Below are 17390 nucleotides of genomic sequence, written 5' to 3'. Positions count from 1 at the left end.
GCTCAGGCGGCCCTGCGCGACGGGTCTTCCTCGAGCCATTCGATCAGCATGGTGAGCACGTGCCGGAAGGATTGCTCCTGCTCCTCGAGCCGCGCCTCGATCCGCTCGAGCGCGGCAGCAAGGCGGGCCTCGGCCAGCGCCGTATCCTCGGGCGAGAGTGCAATGCCGTCGCTGCCGCGATGGGCGTTGCCGGCGGCCTGCAATTCGCTGATCGCCGCTTCAAGCTCGGCGGTGCGTGCGTCGCGTTCGGCAAGGAGCGCGGCAACTTCGGTCGCGGGCACGCTGCCCTGCGGCGCAGGGGTCGGAGCCGCAGCGGCGGGCGCGGCTGTCGCCGAAGCTGGCGCGCTGCGCAGATTGCCTTCGCTGCCGGCACCGCGGTTCTGGTCCGCGGTCATCTCGGCGATGACGTCGTCGAGCATGGCATCGGTGAGCATCTCGGCCCCCTCGATCGCGCCGAGCAGCAGCAGGCGGTTCATCACCTGGTTGACGCGGCGCGGAATCCCCCCGGTGTGGCGATAGAGCGAAGTGAGCAGACCGGGGGCGAAGTCCGGCCGCCCGTCCCAGCCCACATGGCTGAGGCGGTGGGTGATGTAATCCTCGACCTCGGCTGCATCGAGCGCTTCGAGGTGGTGCGAGGCGATGATGCGCTGGCGCAGCTGTTCGAGCCCCGGATGCTGGGCCAGCGTGCGGCGGAACTCGGGCTGGCCGAGCAGCAGCGATTGCAGCAGCGGGTGCGAGCCGAGCTGGAAGTTGGAGAGCATCCGCAGCTCCTCGAGCGCGGTCAGCTCGAGGTTCTGGCATTCGTCCACCACCAGCAGGCAGCGGCGGCCGGCGCGGGCCTCGTCCTGCAGGAAGCGCTCGATCGCGCCGAGTGCGGTCGCCTTGTCATGGCCTTCGACGTGGAGCCCGAAGGACTGCGCCACCACGTGCACCACTTCCGCCCCGTCAAGCGCGGTGGTGACGACCTGCGCCACGGTCAGCGCCGCCGGGTCGATCCGCTCCATCAGATGTGCGACCAGCGTCGACTTGCCCGCGCCGACCTCGCCAGTGATGACGATGAAGCCCTCACCTTGGCTGAGGCCATAGCCGAGGTAGCTCATCGCCTTCTTGTGGCTGATGCTTTCAAAGTAGAACTGCGGGTCGGGGGTCAGCTGGAAGGGGCGTCCGCTGAAGCCGTAGAAGTTCTCGTACATGGGCGTCTCGCACTTCCCTCAGAAATTGTACCGCAGGCCGACCAGCGCCGTGGCGATGGCGAAATCCTGCGCGGTGAATTCGCTGTCGAGGTAATCGACGGCAATCGCCGCGCGGCCCGTCAGGCGCTGGGTGATCGACTGGTTGTAGGCTGCCGATGCACCGATCGCGGTGACATCGTTGTTGCTGCCCCCCGCCCCGTCGAACCAGTTGACGTAGGCGTTGGTGGTGATGTTGGCGCTCTGCCCGATCTGGCGGGTGAGGCCGCCGGTGACATAGTAGCTTTCGTCGGTGAGGCCATCGAGCGGGGCGAGCACCGTGCCCGCGGCGGCGATGAAGGTGCGCCGGTCGTAGCCCGCACCGAAGGCTGCTGTGGTGCGGCCCATCGTGCGCTGGTACGAGGCCCGCACCCCGCGCCCGCGGAAAGCGGCAGAGCGCGCCGAGCCGATCGTGCCGATCAGCGCCTGTCCCTGCGTGCCGCTCACCAGACCGCCGAAGTCGCCGGTCACCGGGTTGCGGATCGCCTGGAAATCGCTGTCGAGCCCGGCCAGCGCATTGTTGATCACGCCGCCGAAGCCGCTCACCCCGTCATAGGCGGCAAGCGCGAAGACGCTGCGCTGGTTGGGGGCATAGGTGAAGGTGCCGTAATAGGTCGTCGAATCGTAGCGACGGCCCACGGACGCGGCCAGATTGGTGCGCGACGAGGGGCGCCACAGCACGCCCACATCCCACAGCAGGCCATCGACCGCGAAGGCGATGCGGCGCGGGGCGCTGCTGTCGGTCACGAAGCGGCCGTCATTGCCGATCACCGGCACGCCGTTCGCATCGCGCAGCGCGTCGCGGCTGGAGATCTCGACATCCTCGTAACCCGCGCCCGCGACCAGTGCGAGGCTGCCCGAGACCGGCAGGGTCACGTCGCCCCTCACGTAGAGGTCGCGCACCCGCTGGTCGAGATTGCTGATGTCTTCCTGAAAGCCGCCCGCGGTCACCGCGAGGCCGACCGGCAGCGGCTCGCCCGGGCGCGTGCCCGCGCGCAGCTGGCCCATGTAGGTGACGCTGTCGTCGAACACGTCGACCGCGTTGCCCGCCTGCGTGACGAGGGCATTGTCGGCCTCGAAGCGGTTGTAGCCGACCCGCGCCACGCCCTGCACGCCGACATCGCCGACGCGGGTGTTGAGGCTCGGCCCGGCATAGGCGCTGTAGAAGCGGCTCTCGGCATCCTCGCGCACCAGCGGGTTCACCGTCGTGCCGCCGCTCGCGTCGATCCGGCTGCGCGAGGCGAGCGCACCGGCCTCGAGGCTCAGCGTGCGCGGAATCACCGCCAGCGTGCCGCGCGCGACGCCGCTGATCGTGTTGGTATCGACCGAGTTGTCGCCATAGCCGATGTTGCGTTCATAGCGGACCGAGACCGCCGCGCCGCTGTTGCGGCCCTGCACGTTGATGTCGACCCCGGCGGCGACCTGCGTGAAGGTCACGACATCGCTGCCCGGCGTGATCTCGGCCGAGACCACCTGGCCGACTTCGATATAGGGCTGGACGACGCGGTTGCCGCGCTGGCCGGGCGCGTCGCCGCCCCCGCCCTGTCCAAGGCCCTGCGCCTGCGCGAAGGCGGGCGCCGGAGCGGCAGCGGCAAGGCCTGCGCCCACAAGCGCGGCAGCGAGAATGCGGGGACGCAGCATCATTTCCCCCTCGATCCATAAGTGCCGAAGCGCCGGCCCGAGGGGCTGTAGCGCGTGGCGTTGAGCAGCAGCTTGATGTCCGCACAGGCAGAAAGCAGCTGCTGCGCGTCTTCCAGCGCGGCGCGGCTGGTCTCGTCGGCGCGCACCACCAGCAGCGCCTGCCCGACATGCTTGGCGAGTTCGGCGGCAGGCGACGCGGCAAGCGCGGGCGGCGTGTCGAAGATCACGATCCGGTCAGGCGCGCCCTGCGTCAGCCGGTCGAGCACGGCAGCGGTGCGCGCACTCGCGAGATATTCGGCATCGCGGGCGGTGGCGGTGCCGGCGGGGAGCACGAACAGGCCCTCGATATCGGTACGGATCACCAGATCCTCGGGCGCAATCGCGGGATCGGAGAGCGCGTCCATCAACCCGTAGTCGGCCTCGATCCCGAGCCGCTCGGTCACGCTCGGCTTGACCACATCGGCATCGACCAGCAGCACCTCGAGGCCGCGTTCGGCGGCGAGCGCGATGGCGAGGTTGGTGGCGCAATAGGTCTTGCCCTCGCCCGGATGGGGCGAACACACGAGGATGCGGCGCGCGCGCGCGCCGCCACCGGCACGGGCATCGGCGAGCAGCTCGCGCTTGACGATGCGGAATTCTTCCAGAAGCCCGGTCACCGCGTCCTCGGGCACGATCAGCCCGCCTTCGCGCAGATGCTCGCGGTCGATTGCAACCAGCGGACCCCGGAACTCGACAGCGCGCGGCGCTTCGGGTTCGGGCGCGGCGGGTTCAGGCGCGGGTGCCGGTGCGGGCGCAGCTTGCGGCTGCGGCACCGGTTGGGCGACGGGTTGCGGCGCAGGTTGCGGCGCCGGACGGCGCAGCGCCTGCGGCACCGGCGGCATATCCGGCAGCTTGGGCGCAGTGATGCGCGGATCGAGGCCGAAAGCGGCATCCGCCCGCTCGAACAGCGAAGCGGGCCTTGCGCCCTCGCGGTTGATCTTGCCCTGATCGGTCATTGTGCGTCCCCGTCCTCAGGCCATCGTCCCGACCGAGACGAACTCGATCGCGAGCAGGATCACGAAAATGCCGCCAAGGCCCGCGCAGGCCCCGGCAAACTGCTTGAGCCGGCGCTTCTCGACGGCGCGGGCGGCGTCCGAAACGGTCAGCGAAATCGCGCCGATCACCGGCAGGTCGAAGGCGCGCTCCAGCTTCTGCGGCGTGGCGAAGCTCGATTTGAGCTGGCCGAGCGCATAGGCCCCCGAAACCCCCGCCCCGATCCCGACGATCAGCACGCCGAGCAGCAGCAGCGGCCGGTTGGGCGCGGCGGGCTTCCTCGGCACGCCCGGCTGCTGGATGATGTCGAAGCGGAACTGGCTGGCCTTGTCCTCGACCTTGCCGCGCGTGCGCAGCGCCTCGCGGTCCTGGAGCAGCTTTTCATAGTTCTGGCGCAGCACGTCATAATCGCGGCTGATGCGGTTGGCTTCGGCTGCGACCGTGGGCTCGCTCGCCTGGCTCGCCATCAGCGCGGCGAAGTTGCTCTGGAGCGCAGCACGGCGGGCCTGGAGGGCTTCCACCGTCGCCTGCCGCTCGCTCTTGATCGCGACCAGCGAGGCATAGGCCGGGTTGGGCGCGCCGCCCGCATCGTCGCCCGCGCCCGCAGCCTGCCGCGCGAGGAGCGCGACCTGCTTGGTGGTCGAGACGACATCGGGGTGGCTGTCGGTCAGCCCGCGCGCGCGCAGTTCGGCGAGCTGGGTCTGGGCCTGGAGCAGCGCGGCCTTCGGGCCGGTCGCATCGCGCCCACCCACGATCGAGCGCGGGGTGGAGGAAAGCTGGCCGGAGATCGCCGCCAGCGCGCTCTGCGCCGCGGCGAGATCGGCATCGACATCGCGCAGTTCGGTGCGCGCCTGCTGGACCTTGCTCGACAGCGCTTCCGAGCCGCCGACAAGATCGGGATACTGCGCCTCGAAGGCGAGACGGCGCTGTTCGGCCTGTTCCAGCTCGGACTTGCGCTCGCCCAGCTGGCGGTCGAGATCGTCGATCGCCGAGCTGATGCCCGCCTTGTTGCCGACGATGTGCTCCTCGCGCAGGATGTCGAGCAGCTTCTGCACCACATCGCGCGCCAGCACCGCGTTCTCGGCATCGGAGAAATCGCGCTTGCCGATCTCGGCGGTGATCTCGAACAGATTGTCCTGCTCGCTCGTCACCTTCACCTTCTTGTCGAGCTCGGCCACGACCGCGTCGATCGCGCCGCGATCGGTCAGCCCTTCGCCGAGGCGCGTGGTGGTGACGACCTTCTCGAGGTTCTTCGCGCTCGACAGGGTCTGGCGCACCCGCATGATCTCTTCCTTGCCGTCACCGGCAATGCCGAGCTGCTTGGAGAGCACGTCCTGCACATCGACATAGACGCGCGCCTTGCTCTCGTAGGTGTTGGGGATCATGCTGACCACCAGCCACCCGAGCAGGCACACGCCCCAGGCAATCGCGATCGCGATCCAGCGCCGGTGCCAGACCGACCAGAGCGCCGCGCGCAGTTCGTCGAAGATCTCGCTCATCCCCCTGTCGCCTTCTTAGAACCGGCTCTCGGGGATGATGATCGTGTCGCCGGGCTTGAGCATGACGTTGGCGGTGGAATCGCCCTTGCGGATCAGGTCGGTGAGCCGCAGGCGGTATTCGACCTGCGTGCCGCGCTCGCGGTCGAGCCGGATCAGCTTGGCGCGGTTGCCGGCGGCGAACTCGTTGAGCCCGCCGACCGCGATCATCGCGTCGAGCGCGGTCATGTTCGCGCGATAGGGCAGCGAGGCCGGCTGCGGGGTCGCGCCGATGATGCGCACCTGCTGGGTGAAGTTGCCCTCGGGCGTGTTGACGATCACCGAGACGATCGGCTGCTCGATATACTTCGACAGCTCGCCGGCGATGTAATCCTGCAACTGGGTCGCGGTCTTGCCCACGGCGGGGATGTCCTGCACCAGCGGGATCGTCAGCCGGCCATCGGGGCGCACGCGCACCTTGTCGGCGCTGAGTTCGGGATTGCGCCAGACGTGGATGGTGATCTCGTCTAGCGGGCCGATGGTGTATTCCTCGCTCGGCACGACGCTGCCGTCGCCATAGCTCGCCGGGGGGAGCTGCTTGCCGCCGCTGGCGCAGGCGGCGAGCAGGGCCGCCAGGATGCCGAGGACGGCGAGGCGCGGAAAGAGCGGACGGTGGAACATCGGTCGTGGATCCTTGGCCATTTCGTGGGCGCCCCGCTGGCACGCAGGAGCGACCTGCGACACGGATAGCACCCGGATATCGGGGTTCTTGTCGCCGGAAATGGTGAACATATTGTTAGTTATACAGCGCCGAATCCGGCCCTATCCCGGATCGGGACAGCGCTTTTCCGGGGGTTAACGCCGCCCCCCGGGTCCCTCCGTCAGACGAGGATTTCGGCCGCCGGGCCGTGGCCGAGAAAAGCGCTCGGGGAAGCGCTCGCGCCGTAGGCTCCGGCGCAGAACACCGCGACCAGATCGCCCACCTCGGCGCGGGGCATCATGGCATTGTCGGCAAGCCGGTCGAGCGGGGTGCACAGGCAGCCGACAATGTTCACTTCCTCCGTCGGCTCTGCCCCGTAACGCGTTGCAATCGCTGACGGATAGTTGCGGCGCACCACCGTGCCGAAATTGCCCGAGGCCGCCAGCTGGTGGTGCAGGCCGCCATCGGTGACGAGGAAGGTCACCCCGTGGCTCTCCTTGCGGTCGATCACGCGGCACAGGTACACTCCCGCCTCGCCCACGAGATAGCGGCCGAGCTCGATGCACAGTTCGGTATCGGCGAGCACATCGGGCAGGCTTGCCACCCGCTCTGCCAGCGCGGCGCCGACCCGGGGCAGGTCGACGGGCGTGTCGCCGGGGAAGTAAGGGATGCCGAGTCCCCCGCCCATGTTGAGCTTGGGGCAGCCGTGGCCGATCGCCTCGGTCAGCTCCGCCGCGAGCGCCAGCACGTTGGCCTGCGCCTCGATGATAGCATCGGCAGAGAGCGTCTGGCTGCCGGTGAAGATATGGAGCCCCCGCCACTCGGCCCCGCCCGCGATCATGCGTCTGGCGAGGTCGGGCACCTTCTCGGCATCGACGCCGAACTGCTTGGCCCCGCCGCCCATCTTCATGCCCGATCCGGTCATTACGAAAGACGGGTTCACGCGGATGGCAATGCGGGGCGCGATCCCGAGCCGCGCGCCGATGGCGAGCGCACGCATCCCCTCGCCCTCGCTCTCGCAATTGAGCGTCACGCCTGCGGCAATCGCGGCTTCCAGTTCGTCGTCGCGCTTGCCGGGGCCGGCGAAGCTGATGCGCCTGGGGTCGATCCCCGCGGCCACGCACAGCTTCAGTTCCCCCGAAGAGGCGATATCGAACCCGTCCACCTGCGGCGCCATATGCGCGATCACCAGCGGATGCGGGTTGGCCTTGACCGCGAAGTTCACCCCCACACGCGCAGGCAGCGCCGCGCGCAGCTCCGCCACCCGCCGGTCGAGCAGCGCCTTCGAATAGACGAACAGCGGCGTCGCCCCCGCCTCGGCCACCAGCTCGCTCACGCGGCGGCCGCCGATGGCGAGTTCACCATCGAGGCTCTCGAAGCCGGAGGGGATCGGGCCGACAGGCTTCATTCGCCGAATTCCTTGTTGAGCTCCGCCTGCAAGGCGGTGCGGTCGATCTTGCCGTTGGGATTGATCGGCATGGCATCGCGCCAGTGGATCATCTGCGGCTGCATGAAATTGGGCAGGTCGCGCTGGAGCCGCTTGGGCAGCTCCTCCGCGCCCGCCGCATCGCCGCGCACCACCAGATGCACCGCTTGGCCCAATCGCGCGTGCGGCACGCCGAGCGCCACGGCCTCGGCAGCAAGCCCGGTCGCCAGAGCGGCTTCCTCGATGTCCTGCGGACTGATGCGGTTGCCCGCGCTCTTAATCATCGCATCGCGCCGTCCGGCAAAATAGAGCAGGCCCCCGGCCGAGCGCTTCACCCGGTCGCCCGAAAACACCGCCATCCCGCCATATTGCGAAGCGGCAGGCGCGGGCTTGAAGCGTTCCGCGGTGCGCTCCGGGTCCTGCCAGTAGCCCAGCGCCACCAGCGGCCCGCAATGGACGAGCTCGCCCTCCTCGTCATCCGCAGCCACCTCGCCCGCATCGTTGATCACAAGGATCTCGGCAAAGGGGATCGCTGTGCCCATGGAAGTCGGGTGGGTATCGACCAGCGCGGGATCGAGGAAGGTCGAGCGGAAGGCTTCGGTGAGGCCATACATCGGAAACAGCCGCGCCTGCGGGAACATCCCGCGCAAGGACCGCACCAGATCGACCGTCAGCGCCCCGCCGCTGTTGGTGAGGCGGCGCAGCGGCGCGCGGGCCTCTGCGGGCCACGCGATCTCGGTCAGCTGCACCCACAGGGGCGGCACCGCGGCGAGCGTCGTCACCCCGTGCTTCGCGCAGGCCTTGGCCACATCCTTGGGGAAGAGGAAATCGAGCGGCACCACGCTCCCGCCCGCATACCACGTGGAGAGGAGCTGGTTCTGCCCGTAGTCGAACGAGAGCGGCAACACGCCCAGCGTCACGTCGTCTTCGGCAAGGCCAAGGTAATGCGCCACGCTCACCGCGCCGAGCCACATGTTGGCATGGCTCAGCATCACCCCCTTGGGACGACCGGTCGAGCCCGAGGTGTAGAGGATCGCCGCCAGCTCCGCCGGATCGGCCTGCGATGCGCCGAGTTCCAGCCCCGCCGCCTCGGCCGCCGCCAGCGCCGCGCTCTCGTCGAGCATCGCGCAACCCTCCGGCAGATCGCCGCCCTCGAGCGTGGCAAGCCGCGAGGGCGTGCCCACCAGCATCCGCGCGCCGCTATCGGCAAGGATATGCGCCACCTGCGCGCGCTTGAGCAGCGGGTTGACCGGCACATGCACCAGCCCTGCCCGCGCCGCCGCCAGCGGCATGAGGCAGGTCAGCTCGCCCTTGGCCGCCCAGCTTGCCACCCGCGCGCCCTTCTCGGGCACCTCACGCGCCAGCCATCCGGCCAAACGCGCGACACGCAACCTTAACTGATTGTGGTTAAGCGTGCCCTCGCGCAGCACCAGCGCCGGGCTCTCGCCGCGACCCGCCGCCCCCGCCAGTTCGGCGAGGTGGTCAAGCGGACGCGGGAGCGGATCGGGCTGATGCGGCATAGTCTGGAGCATTCTTTACCTGTGATCGAAGCGCGGTATCACGATAGCGTTAACGTCTTGCAAGCGCTGACTGGCGCGGGGACGGCTGCACCCTTCGACCGGGCCGAGTGGTTTGCGCTGCTCGCCGAGACCGGGCTCGAGCCGCTGGTCGCCATCGCGAGCGACGCGGGCGAGACTGCGGCGCTTGCCCTGACCGAGGCCGGCGGGCGCATCACGCCGCTTCGTAACTGGTACAGCTTCACCTGGCGCGAGCTGGCACCGGCTGGCCCGCAGGGCGACCGCCTGCTCGAAGCCATCGCGCGGCAATTGAAGAGCCGCGGCTGGCGCGTCACGCTCGAACCCGTGCCGGGCGAGGACGGCTCGGCCGAGCGGCTCGCCCGCGCCTTCCGCGCCGCGGGCTGGCACGTGGGCGTCAAGCCCTGCGACATCAACCACGTGCTCCCCGTGCGCGGGCGCAGCTTTGCCGAATACTGGGACACCCGCCCCGGCCCGCTTCGCACCACGCTCAAGCGCAAGGCGAAGAAGGTCGAAGTGGAGGTGCTCACCCGTTTCGACGCGGGCGTCTGGGCCGATTACGAGGCGATCTACGCCGCCAGCTGGAAGCCCGCCGAGGATCAGCCCGCCATGCTGCGCGCCTTTGCCGAAAGCGAGGGCGCGGCGGGCCGCCTGCGGCTCGGGATTGCGCGGGCCGAGGGGCTGGCGGTCGCCGCGCAGTGCTGGACAGTCGAGAACGGCATCGCCTACATCCACAAGCTCGCGCATCTCGAAAGCCACAAGCCGCTGTCCGCCGGCACGACGCTGACGGCCGCGCTGTTCCAGCACGTGATCGACACCGACCGCGTCACCCTCGTCGATTTCGGCACCGGCGACCAGAGCTACAAGGCCGACTGGATGGAGGAAGTGCGCCCGCGTTTCCGCATCGATTGCCTCGATCCGGGCGCCCTGCGCGCCTGGCCCCCGCTCGCCAAACGCTTGCTGAAGCGCGGCGGCTGAGGGCGGCGCACTGCTGCAAAACTTGCACCCGCGCCCGCGCATGGCTAAGCCCCGCCGCCACGGCGGATAACAGGGATTTTACGAGGCCGATGACCACTTCTGCGAACCTCGACAGCGAAGCCGCGCTCGAGCGGGAACTCAAGGGCTTGATCGCCGATGTGCTGGGTCTCGATCCCGCGCAGGCCGAAGCCTTCGGTCCGGAATCGGGGCTGTTCGGCCACCTGCCCGAACTGGATTCGATGGCGGTCGCGGGGCTCCTGACCGAAATGGAAGACCGGCTCGGCATCGTGATCGAGGATGACGACGTCGATGGCGAGATGCTCGAGACGTTCGGCGGCCTGCTGGCCTTCGCTCGCGGCAAGCTAGACCCCCGCTAGGCCGCTCCAGACCCCCCTTAGACCCCCTTCAGAGGGCGCCCTGCGGTGATTTTCACGTGGAACAATCCGGCAGCAGGCGGCACCGAGGGGGCCGAGGAGCTGTGCGTCGGCTTCGACCGTGACCGTGCGGTGCGCGTGCTCGTGCTGCCCGCATGGTTCGACGAGGCGAACAAGCTACGGCGCTTCACGCTGGAGGTGATGCGGCGGCTGGACAGCGCGGGGATCGACAGCCTGCTGCCCGATCTGCCAGGCTGCAACGAGAGCCTTGTTCCCTTGCAGGATCAAACACTTGAAGGCTGGCGTTCGGCGGCGATGGCAGCGGCGGGTGCCTTGCGCGCGACCCACGTGTTGGCGATCCGCGCCGGAGCCCTGCTCGCTCCCGAGAGCCTCCCCGGTTGGCACTATGCCGCCCAAAGCGGCCCCAAGCTGCTGCGCGGCATGATCCGCGCCCGCACCATCGCGTCGCGTGAGGCAGGGAAAGCCGAGACTTCCGAGGAACTTATGGCAGCGGGCCGGACCGGGGGCCTGGTGCTGGGCGGCTGGCCGCTCGGTGCGGCCATGTTCCGCGCGCTCGAAACCGCCGAGCCTGTACTCGCCCCCGGCCAGTCCGACATCGCGCAGTCGGCCATCGGCGGCCCAGGCCTGTGGCTGCGCGCCGAGCCTGACGAAGACGCCGGACAAGCCGATCGCCTCGCCACGCTGATCGCCGAAAGCCTCGGAAATTCAGCCGCATGACCCGGTTGTCGCACACCTTCGCCTGCGGCAACCTGACCCTCGCGGGCACGCTCGACACCGCGCCCGGCAGAACCGGTCTGCTCATCGTCACCGGCGGCAACGAGATCCGTTCCGGCGCGTTCGGAGGGCAGGCCGCCCTCGCCGCGCGGATCGCCGCAGCGGGCTTCCCGGTGTTCCGCTTCGACCGCCGCGGGATCGGCGACAGCGAGGGCGAGAACCGCGGATTTCGCCATTCCGCCAAGGACTTGAGCGCCGCAATCGATGCCTTTCGCGGCATGGTTCCGCACATGACCCGCGTGGTCGCTTTCGGCAATTGCGATGCCGCCTCGGCGCTGATGCTGGCGAAAGGTGCGGGGCTGGACGGGCTGGTGCTCTCCAACCCCTGGACCATCGAGCAGGACGAAGGCGGCGCGGCGGACGATACCCCGCCCCCCGCCGCAGTCCGCGCGCGCTATCTCGAGAAGCTGAAGAACCCGCGTGAAGTCATGCGGTTGCTGGGCGGAGGTGTGAACCTCGGCAAGCTCGCGAGAGGCGTGATCCACGCGCTGCGCCCCCCGCCCCCGCCCTCGAGCCTCGCGCAGGACATGGCGGCGGGGCTGGCGGAATTCGGCGGGCCGGCCCTCATCCTGCTCGCCACCGCCGACCGCACCGCGCAGGTGTTCGAGGCGGCGTGGGACAAGACCGATCCCCGGATCCGCCGCTGCGAAGGCGCAGGCCATGCCTATGTCGAGCCTGCGCACATGGCCTGGCTCGAGGCGCAACTGCTTGAAGGGCTGCGATCTTAACGCTCGAACAGGCTCACCAGCTCGACATGGGTCGACCAGCGGAACTGGCCCACTGGCCGCAGCTTCACGAGCCGGAACCCCGCCTCCACCAGCACCGCCGCATCGCGCGCCCAGCTTGACGGGTTGCAGCTGACATAGACCACGCAGGGCAAGGTGCTCGACGCGATTTCAGCCACTTGCGCGCGGGCCCCGGCGCGCGGGGGATCGAGCAGCACGCCCTCGAAGCGGTTCAATTCGGCAGGTTGCAGCGGGGAGCGGAACAGGTCGCGGTGCAGCGCCAGCACCTGCCCGCCCGTCCGTGCGCCGGCCGCCTTGCACGCCAGATGCGCCGCCTGCTCCGCCTCGACCGCGAGCACCTTGCGGTCCCCCTGACCTTCGGCGCGCAAAGCAAAGGCAAAGGTGCCGAGCCCGGCGAAGAGATCGGCCACGATCCGCGCCTCGCCCAGCCACTCGGCGGCATCGGCGGCCATGCGGGCCTCGGCATCCTGCGTCGCCTGAAGGAAAGCGCCCGGTGGCAGGCCGACCGGCACGCCCGCGAGCGTCACCGTCACCGGCTCGGGCTCCCACATGGTCTCGGGACCGTAGCCCTGGTCGAAGGAAAGCCGCGCAAGCCCCTGATCGCGCGCGAAATCCAGCGCCGCCTCGGTCGCGGCGAGACCTTCGATGGGGAAGTGCGAGAGGCTCGCCTCGACGCCCTGATCGGCGAGCGTCAGATCGATGCCCACCATGCCCTTGGGGCCATGTGCGGCGACGAATTTGCGCAGCGGCACAATCAGCGCGGCCAACGCGGGGTGCAGAACAGGGCACTCCGCCAGATCGACCACGCGGTGCGATCCGCCCTCGCGGTAGCCGAGCACCGCGCCCCTGGCCGTCCGCAGCCCGTGCAGCCCCGCACGGCGACGGCTGTGCGGGGGCGACAGGTGGACGGGGAGCAGCTCGGCCGGCTCCAGCCCCTGCCCGCGCGCGGCATTCACCACCCGGTCGCGCACGAAATCGGCCAGCACCGTGTCGTCGGCATGCTGGAGCTGGCACCCGCCGCAGGTCGCGAAATGGCGGCAGGGGGGCGTCTGGTGATGGGGTCCGGGCGTCACCACGCCCGCGGCATCGATCGTATCGCCGGGTACGGCGCCGCTCGCGTGGCGGCCGGATTCGGTCACGCCGTCGCCCTTGGCGGCGAGGCGGATGATGGGTTCGGAATGGCTCACAGGCAGGCCGCTAGCGCGTCCGCCACCCTTTCGGCAAGCTGCGAGGGCGTGAAGGCCGGCCCTGCCCGCCGCGCGGCCTCGGAATGGAGCCACACCGCCTCGCAGGCGGCGGTAAAGGGATCGGCCCCGCCCGCCATCCGGCTCGCGGCGATCCCGGCGAGGACGTCCCCCGTCCCCGCAACCGAAAGCCAGCTCGGCGCAGGGGGCGCGAGCGCGAGGCGGCCGTCGGGCGCGGCGATGCAGGTGTCGGGGCCCTTGGCCAGCACCACCATCCCGCTCACCCGTGCCACAGCGAGCGCCCGCGCGCGCCGCCCTTCGGCGATCACCCCGAAGCTGCGGCACAGGGTCTCGAGCTCGCCATCATGGGGCGTGGCAAGGAGCGGCGTGCTCTCGGGAATGAGCGCGGGAGTGAGGAGCATCAGCGCGTCGGCATCGATTACCAGAGCGCGGGCGCGGTGCAGTGCCTCGGTAAGCGCGGTACGTGCAGCCTCGTCGCGCCCCAGGCCGGGGCCGACCAGCACGGCGGCGAGACGGGTGTCGCCAAGGGCCTCGGCCAGAGGAGCGGTGTCGGTGACCACATCGGGCGGCGTGCGCGGATCGGCATGGGGCGCAAGGAGCTTCACATAGCCTGCCCCGCCATGCTGGGCCGCCGCCGCCGCGAGCAGGCTCGCCCCCGGCATCGCCCCGCCGACGATGCCCAGGAGCCCGCGGCGATACTTGTGGCTGTCTGCCGCCGGCGCTGCGATCTGCGGCCGTCCGATCATCTGCGCGGCACCCTCGACTGGCGCGATGCCGATCGGGACAAGCCGCATCTGCCCCATATGCAGTCGCCCCGGCAGGCTCCAATGCGCGAACTTCCATGCGCCGAGTGCAAGGGTCAGGTCGAAGACCGGCAGCCGCTCGTTCAGCACCGCGCCCGTGTCGGTGGCGATGCCCGAGGGCACGTCGACGGCCACCCGCAAGCGGTGGCGCGCGGCAAGGTCACGCAGCAGCAGCGCGTGTTCGGCCACCAGCGGACGAGTGAGGCCCGAGCCGAACAGGCAGTCGACGAACACCTCCCCCGCCGCCGCGCCCGAGGTGCCGACCGGCCCGTCCCAGCGCGCCTTCGCCTCGCGGGCGGCGTCGGTGGCGGGCGCGAGCGGGGCGATCACTGTCACCGCGTTGCCCGCCTCGCGCAAGACACGGGCGATGACATAGCCATCGCCGCCGTTGTTTCCGGGGCCGCACAGCACGGTGACGGAGCGCCCCGCGGCCACCCGGCGGATCCACTCGGCCGCGCCCCCTGCGGCGGTCTCCATCAGCGCCGAGACGCTCGTCCCCGCATCGAACAGCGCCTGTTCCGCAGCACGCATCTGCGCGGCGGTGAGGACCTGTGCGGCGGTCACGTCGGCGGCGCGTCCGGTGGCTCGCGCGAGATGCGGTAGCGGTCCTGACCGACCGCGAACTGCAGCACGCCCTGCGCGGGCTCGAGCACCACGGGATCTGCCCCGTCGACCGGAGCGAGCGCGCCGTTCGCGGGATCGAAGGTCATGCGCCGGAAGCCGCCGTCGGGGTGGTGGAGGATGATCTCCTTCGTCCCCGCGACGCGCTCGATGGTGCAGACCCGGGCGAACTCGGCCCCCGCCCCGATGGCGCATTCGATCTCGTCGCCCGGCGGTTCCGGGCTGGCACCGGTGCCGCCGCAGCCTGCCAACAGGACGAGGGCGAGAAGCGCGCTAGATATCCGCAAACACATGGGTTTCCGACTTCGCCCCCGGGTGGGTCAGCGCGCCGTAACGCGCCTTGCCGACGACCTGGCTGTAGCGCCACAGCGCGCCCGACTGGTAATCGTTGCTGCGCGGCTGCCACTTGGCGCGGCGCTCGGCCAGCACCTCTTCGGCGACTTCGAGATCGATGGTGCCGGCCGTCGCGTCGATGGAGATGATGTCGCCATCCACGACGAGCGCGATGGGGCCGCAATCGGCGGCTTCCGGGCCAACATGGCCGATGCAGAAGCCTCTGGTGGCGCCCGAGAAGCGCCCGTCGGTGATCAGTGCGACCTTCTCGCCCATGCCCTGCCCGTAGAGCGCGGCGGTGGTCGAGAGCATCTCGCGCATGCCGGGGCCGCCCTTGGGCCCCTCGTAGCGGATCACGATCACGCAGCCCTCGGCAATGTCGCGGCTTTCGACGGCGGCGAAGGCGTCCTCCTCGCAATCGAACACCCGCGCGGGGCCGGAGAACTGCAGCCGCGCCATGCCAGCGACCTTCACGATCGCGCCATCGGGAGCAAGGCTGCCTTTGAGGCCCACCACGCCGCCCGTGGGCGTGATCGGGGTCTTCACATCATAGAACACCTTCTGGTCGGGGTTCCAGGTGATCTCCTCGAGGTTCTCGCCGATGGTCTTGCCGGTGACGGTGATCGGGTTCGGGTCGAGGAAACCGCCGTCGAGCAGCGTCTTCATCGCCATATAGACCCCGCCGGCTTCGTGCATGTCCTTGGCGACATACTTCCCGCCGGGTTTCAAGTCCGCGATGTAAGGCGTTGATTTGAAGATGTCGGCAACGTCGAACAGGTCGAAGTCGATCCCCGCCTCGCTCGCCATGGCGGGGAGGTGCAGCGCGGCGTTGGTCGAGCCGCCGGTGGCCGCCACGACGCGGGCGGCGTTCTCGAAGGCGGCGCGGGTGCAGATGTCGCGCGGGCGCAGATTGCGGGCGACCAGCTCCATCACCTGACGGCCCGCCGCGACCGCGATATCGTCACGCGACCTGTAAGGAGCAGGCGCCATGTTGCTGTTCGGCAGGGACAATCCGATCGCCTCGCCGACGCAGGCCATGGTGTTGGCGGTGAACTGGCCGCCGCACGCGCCGTGGCCCGGGCAGGCGACCTTTTCGAGCGCGATCAGCTCTGTCAGCGGGCAGTTGCCGGCGGCGAACTGCCCCACGGCCTCGAACACATCGACCACGGTCACGTCGTTTCCGCGGTGGGTGCCGGGCAGGATCGAGCCGCCATAGACGAAGATCGAGGGCACGTTCAGCCGCAGCATCGCCATCATCATGCCCGGCAGGCTCTTGTCGCAGCCGGCAAAGCCGACAAGCGCGTCATAACAATGGCCTCGGACCGAAACCTCGACCGAATCGGCAATGATCTCGCGGCTGATGAGCGAGGATTTCATGCCCTGGTGGCCCATCGCGATGCCATCGGTCACGGTGATGGTATTGAACCGGCGCGGGGTGCCGCCCCCCGCGATCACGCCCTCGCGACAGATGTCGGCCTGCGCGTTGAGGGTGGTGTTGCACGGCGCCGAATCGTTGCCCGCACTGACCACGCCGACGAAGGGCGCGGCGATCTCTTCCTCGGTCATGCCCATCGCGTAGTAGTAGGAGCGATGCGGCGCGCGCTCCGGGCCGACCGAGACGTGGCGGCTAGGGAGCTTCGACTTGTCAAACTTCTGCGACATAAGATTTCCCGATGAAGGCGATTTGCGTAACGCCCCCTGCCTCTAGCGAAGCGCGGACGCAACCCTTTGCGCAACATTCGCCAACAAAGCCGCCCAGCGCGCGTGCTCGGCGGGGGTCTGGACGAGATCCTGCCTGAGCTCGATGCCGAGGTAATGGCGTCCGTGGGCCTCGGCATGGCGGTTCATGGTGTAGTTGAGGTCGCGCCCGGAATAGGGGAGGTTATCGCCCACCATCAGCCCCTCGGCCGCAAGCAGCGGGATGGCGATGCGCGCGGCGCGATCGTCCTGATTGTAGAGCACCCCCACCTGCCACGGCCGTGCGGCATCCGAGGTTTCAAGCCGCGGGGTGAAGGAGTGGAGCGAGAGGATCATCCCCGGTTCGGCGGCCGCCAGCCAGTCGGCGAGCGCGGTGTGATAGGGACGGTGGAAGCGGGCGAGGCGCGCCCCGCGGTCCGCGCCGATATTGCCGGGGATGAGGTGCCCGTCCGAGGACTCCGGGACGAGGCCGGGAGCGTCCTCCTCGCGGTTCAGGTCGCACACGAGGCGGCTGACGGCGGCGATATGGGCGGGAATGGCATGATCCGCCGCCAGCCGTTCGGCGATGGCCTCGGTGCCGATGTCGAGCGCGATGTGCTCGTGCATCAGGCGCTCGGGGATGCCGAGGGAGATGTCGGCAGGCACAGCGTTGGAGGCGTGGTCGGCGACGAGGACGATCCCGCCGGGGGTGGGCGTGCCGAGTTGGCGGTAGGGGGCGTTCACCGGAACCTCTCCGTTCGTGTCGAGCGTAGTCGAGACACCAGGCACAGGCCTCTCGACTTCGCTCGAGGCGAACGGA

Annotated in this window: 16 protein-coding genes; 4 read left to right on the top strand and 12 right to left on the bottom strand. The window is 69.6% G+C overall.

Annotated elements, in window-relative coordinates; all coding sequences use genetic code 11:
* Positions 1–2 precede the first annotated feature (2 nt).
* From BZF57_RS04330 to BZF57_RS04300, 7 genes are all read right to left on the bottom strand, one after another.
* Entirely contained in the window at positions 3–1193 is a 1191-nt protein-coding gene (locus BZF57_RS04330; protein WP_086735037.1) for an XrtA/PEP-CTERM system-associated ATPase, read from the bottom strand.
* Between the two features lie 18 nt (positions 1194–1211).
* Positions 1212–2873 carry a preprotein translocase subunit YajC gene (locus tag BZF57_RS04325; protein WP_086735034.1) on the bottom strand — a complete coding sequence of 554 codons (1662 nt, stop codon included), beginning with the start codon at positions 2871–2873 and terminating at the stop codon, positions 1212–1214.
* Complete coding sequence (locus BZF57_RS04320) at positions 2870–3865, bottom strand: AAA family ATPase (RefSeq protein ID WP_086735031.1); 996 nt, start codon at positions 3863–3865, stop codon at positions 2870–2872. The genes BZF57_RS04325 and BZF57_RS04320 overlap by 4 nt, the downstream gene beginning before the upstream one ends.
* A gap of 15 nt (positions 3866–3880) precedes the next feature.
* Positions 3881–5401 (bottom strand): XrtA system polysaccharide chain length determinant, encoded by a 1521-nt coding sequence (locus BZF57_RS04315; RefSeq protein WP_086735029.1) that lies wholly within the window; start codon positions 5399–5401, stop codon positions 3881–3883.
* A 15-nt stretch (positions 5402–5416) separates the two neighbouring features.
* Positions 5417–6058, bottom strand: a complete 642-nt coding sequence (locus BZF57_RS04310) for an XrtA/PEP-CTERM system exopolysaccharide export protein (protein WP_086735940.1) — start codon at positions 6056–6058, stop codon at positions 5417–5419.
* A 200-nt stretch (positions 6059–6258) separates the two neighbouring features.
* On the bottom strand, positions 6259–7485 hold the full coding sequence (locus tag BZF57_RS04305; protein ID WP_086735027.1) for a pyridoxal-dependent decarboxylase, exosortase A system-associated: 1227 nt from the start codon (positions 7483–7485) through the stop codon (positions 6259–6261).
* Positions 7482–9023, bottom strand: coding sequence for an acyl-CoA ligase (AMP-forming), exosortase A system-associated (locus BZF57_RS04300; RefSeq protein ID WP_086735024.1), 1542 nt, complete (start codon positions 9021–9023; stop codon positions 7482–7484). Before BZF57_RS04300 ends, BZF57_RS04305 begins: the two co-directional genes overlap by 4 nt.
* Positions 9024–9080: 57 nt before the next feature.
* On the opposite strand from BZF57_RS04300, the gene BZF57_RS04295 reads away from it, so the two are divergent.
* The 4 genes from BZF57_RS04295 (at position 9081) to BZF57_RS04280 (ending at position 11913) form a co-directional block, all read left to right on the top strand.
* The gene (locus BZF57_RS04295; protein WP_086735022.1) at positions 9081–10016 is read left to right on the top strand and encodes a GNAT family N-acetyltransferase; all 936 of its coding nucleotides are present in this window, start codon (positions 9081–9083) and stop codon (positions 10014–10016) included.
* A gap of 89 nt (positions 10017–10105) precedes the next feature.
* A complete protein-coding gene (locus BZF57_RS04290) occupies positions 10106–10393 on the top strand; it encodes an acyl carrier protein (RefSeq protein WP_086735020.1) in 288 nt (95 codons plus the stop codon).
* A gap of 45 nt (positions 10394–10438) precedes the next feature.
* The gene (locus BZF57_RS04285; RefSeq protein WP_086735018.1) at positions 10439–11128 is read left to right on the top strand and encodes an alpha/beta hydrolase family protein; all 690 of its coding nucleotides are present in this window, start codon (positions 10439–10441) and stop codon (positions 11126–11128) included.
* The gene (locus tag BZF57_RS04280) at positions 11125–11913 is read left to right on the top strand and encodes a hydrolase 1, exosortase A system-associated (protein ID WP_086735016.1); all 789 of its coding nucleotides are present in this window, start codon (positions 11125–11127) and stop codon (positions 11911–11913) included. The genes BZF57_RS04285 and BZF57_RS04280 overlap by 4 nt, the downstream gene beginning before the upstream one ends.
* Here the strand turns inward: BZF57_RS04280 and BZF57_RS04275 are convergent.
* The 5 genes from BZF57_RS04275 to BZF57_RS04255 are packed head-to-tail and all read right to left on the bottom strand — an operon-like array spanning position 11910 to position 17314.
* Complete coding sequence (locus BZF57_RS04275; protein WP_086735014.1) at positions 11910–13118, bottom strand: class I SAM-dependent RNA methyltransferase; 1209 nt, start codon at positions 13116–13118, stop codon at positions 11910–11912. The genes BZF57_RS04280 and BZF57_RS04275 overlap by 4 nt on opposite strands.
* Positions 13115–14503, bottom strand: a complete 1389-nt coding sequence (locus tag BZF57_RS04270; protein WP_086735012.1) for an NAD(P)H-hydrate epimerase — start codon at positions 14501–14503, stop codon at positions 13115–13117. Before BZF57_RS04270 ends, BZF57_RS04275 begins: the two co-directional genes overlap by 4 nt.
* Positions 14500–14811: a hypothetical protein gene (locus BZF57_RS04265; RefSeq protein ID WP_086735010.1), complete on the bottom strand. Its 312-nt coding sequence runs from the start codon at positions 14809–14811 to the stop codon at positions 14500–14502. The genes BZF57_RS04270 and BZF57_RS04265 overlap by 4 nt, the downstream gene beginning before the upstream one ends.
* A 22-nt stretch (positions 14812–14833) precedes the next feature.
* Positions 14834–16555 (bottom strand): dihydroxy-acid dehydratase, encoded by a 1722-nt coding sequence (gene ilvD, locus BZF57_RS04260; RefSeq protein WP_086735008.1) that lies wholly within the window; start codon positions 16553–16555, stop codon positions 14834–14836.
* A 42-nt stretch (positions 16556–16597) separates the two neighbouring features.
* On the bottom strand, positions 16598–17314 hold the full coding sequence (locus BZF57_RS04255; protein ID WP_086735006.1) for an N-formylglutamate amidohydrolase: 717 nt from the start codon (positions 17312–17314) through the stop codon (positions 16598–16600).
* Positions 17315–17390: the final 76 nt, after the last annotated feature.

It is taken from the genome of Erythrobacter colymbi (assembly GCF_002155685.1).
Taxonomy (GTDB): domain Bacteria; phylum Pseudomonadota; class Alphaproteobacteria; order Sphingomonadales; family Sphingomonadaceae; genus Erythrobacter; species Erythrobacter colymbi.
The sequence above is the reverse complement of the archived record's forward strand: the minus strand, read 5'-3'. Positions and strand labels throughout refer to the sequence as shown.

Coding starts and splice junctions, on each gene's coding strand:
- BZF57_RS04325 (WP_086735034.1), bottom strand. CDS start 2,873: ATGATGCTGCGTCCCCGCATTCTCGCTGCCGCGCTTGTGGGCGCAGGC.
- BZF57_RS04305 (WP_086735027.1), bottom strand. CDS start 7,485: ATGAAGCCTGTCGGCCCGATCCCCTCCGGCTTCGAGAGCCTCGATGGT.
- BZF57_RS04315 (WP_086735029.1), bottom strand. CDS start 5,401: ATGAGCGAGATCTTCGACGAACTGCGCGCGGCGCTCTGGTCGGTCTGG.
- BZF57_RS04300 (WP_086735024.1), bottom strand. CDS start 9,023: ATGCCGCATCAGCCCGATCCGCTCCCGCGTCCGCTTGACCACCTCGCC.
- ilvD (WP_086735008.1), bottom strand. CDS start 16,555: ATGTCGCAGAAGTTTGACAAGTCGAAGCTCCCTAGCCGCCACGTCTCG.
- BZF57_RS04280 (WP_086735016.1), top strand. CDS start 11,125: ATGACCCGGTTGTCGCACACCTTCGCCTGCGGCAACCTGACCCTCGCG.
- BZF57_RS04330 (WP_086735037.1), bottom strand. CDS start 1,193: ATGTACGAGAACTTCTACGGCTTCAGCGGACGCCCCTTCCAGCTGACC.
- BZF57_RS04310 (WP_086735940.1), bottom strand. CDS start 6,058: ATGTTCCACCGTCCGCTCTTTCCGCGCCTCGCCGTCCTCGGCATCCTG.
- BZF57_RS04290 (WP_086735020.1), top strand. CDS start 10,106: ATGACCACTTCTGCGAACCTCGACAGCGAAGCCGCGCTCGAGCGGGAA.
- BZF57_RS04320 (WP_086735031.1), bottom strand. CDS start 3,865: ATGACCGATCAGGGCAAGATCAACCGCGAGGGCGCAAGGCCCGCTTCG.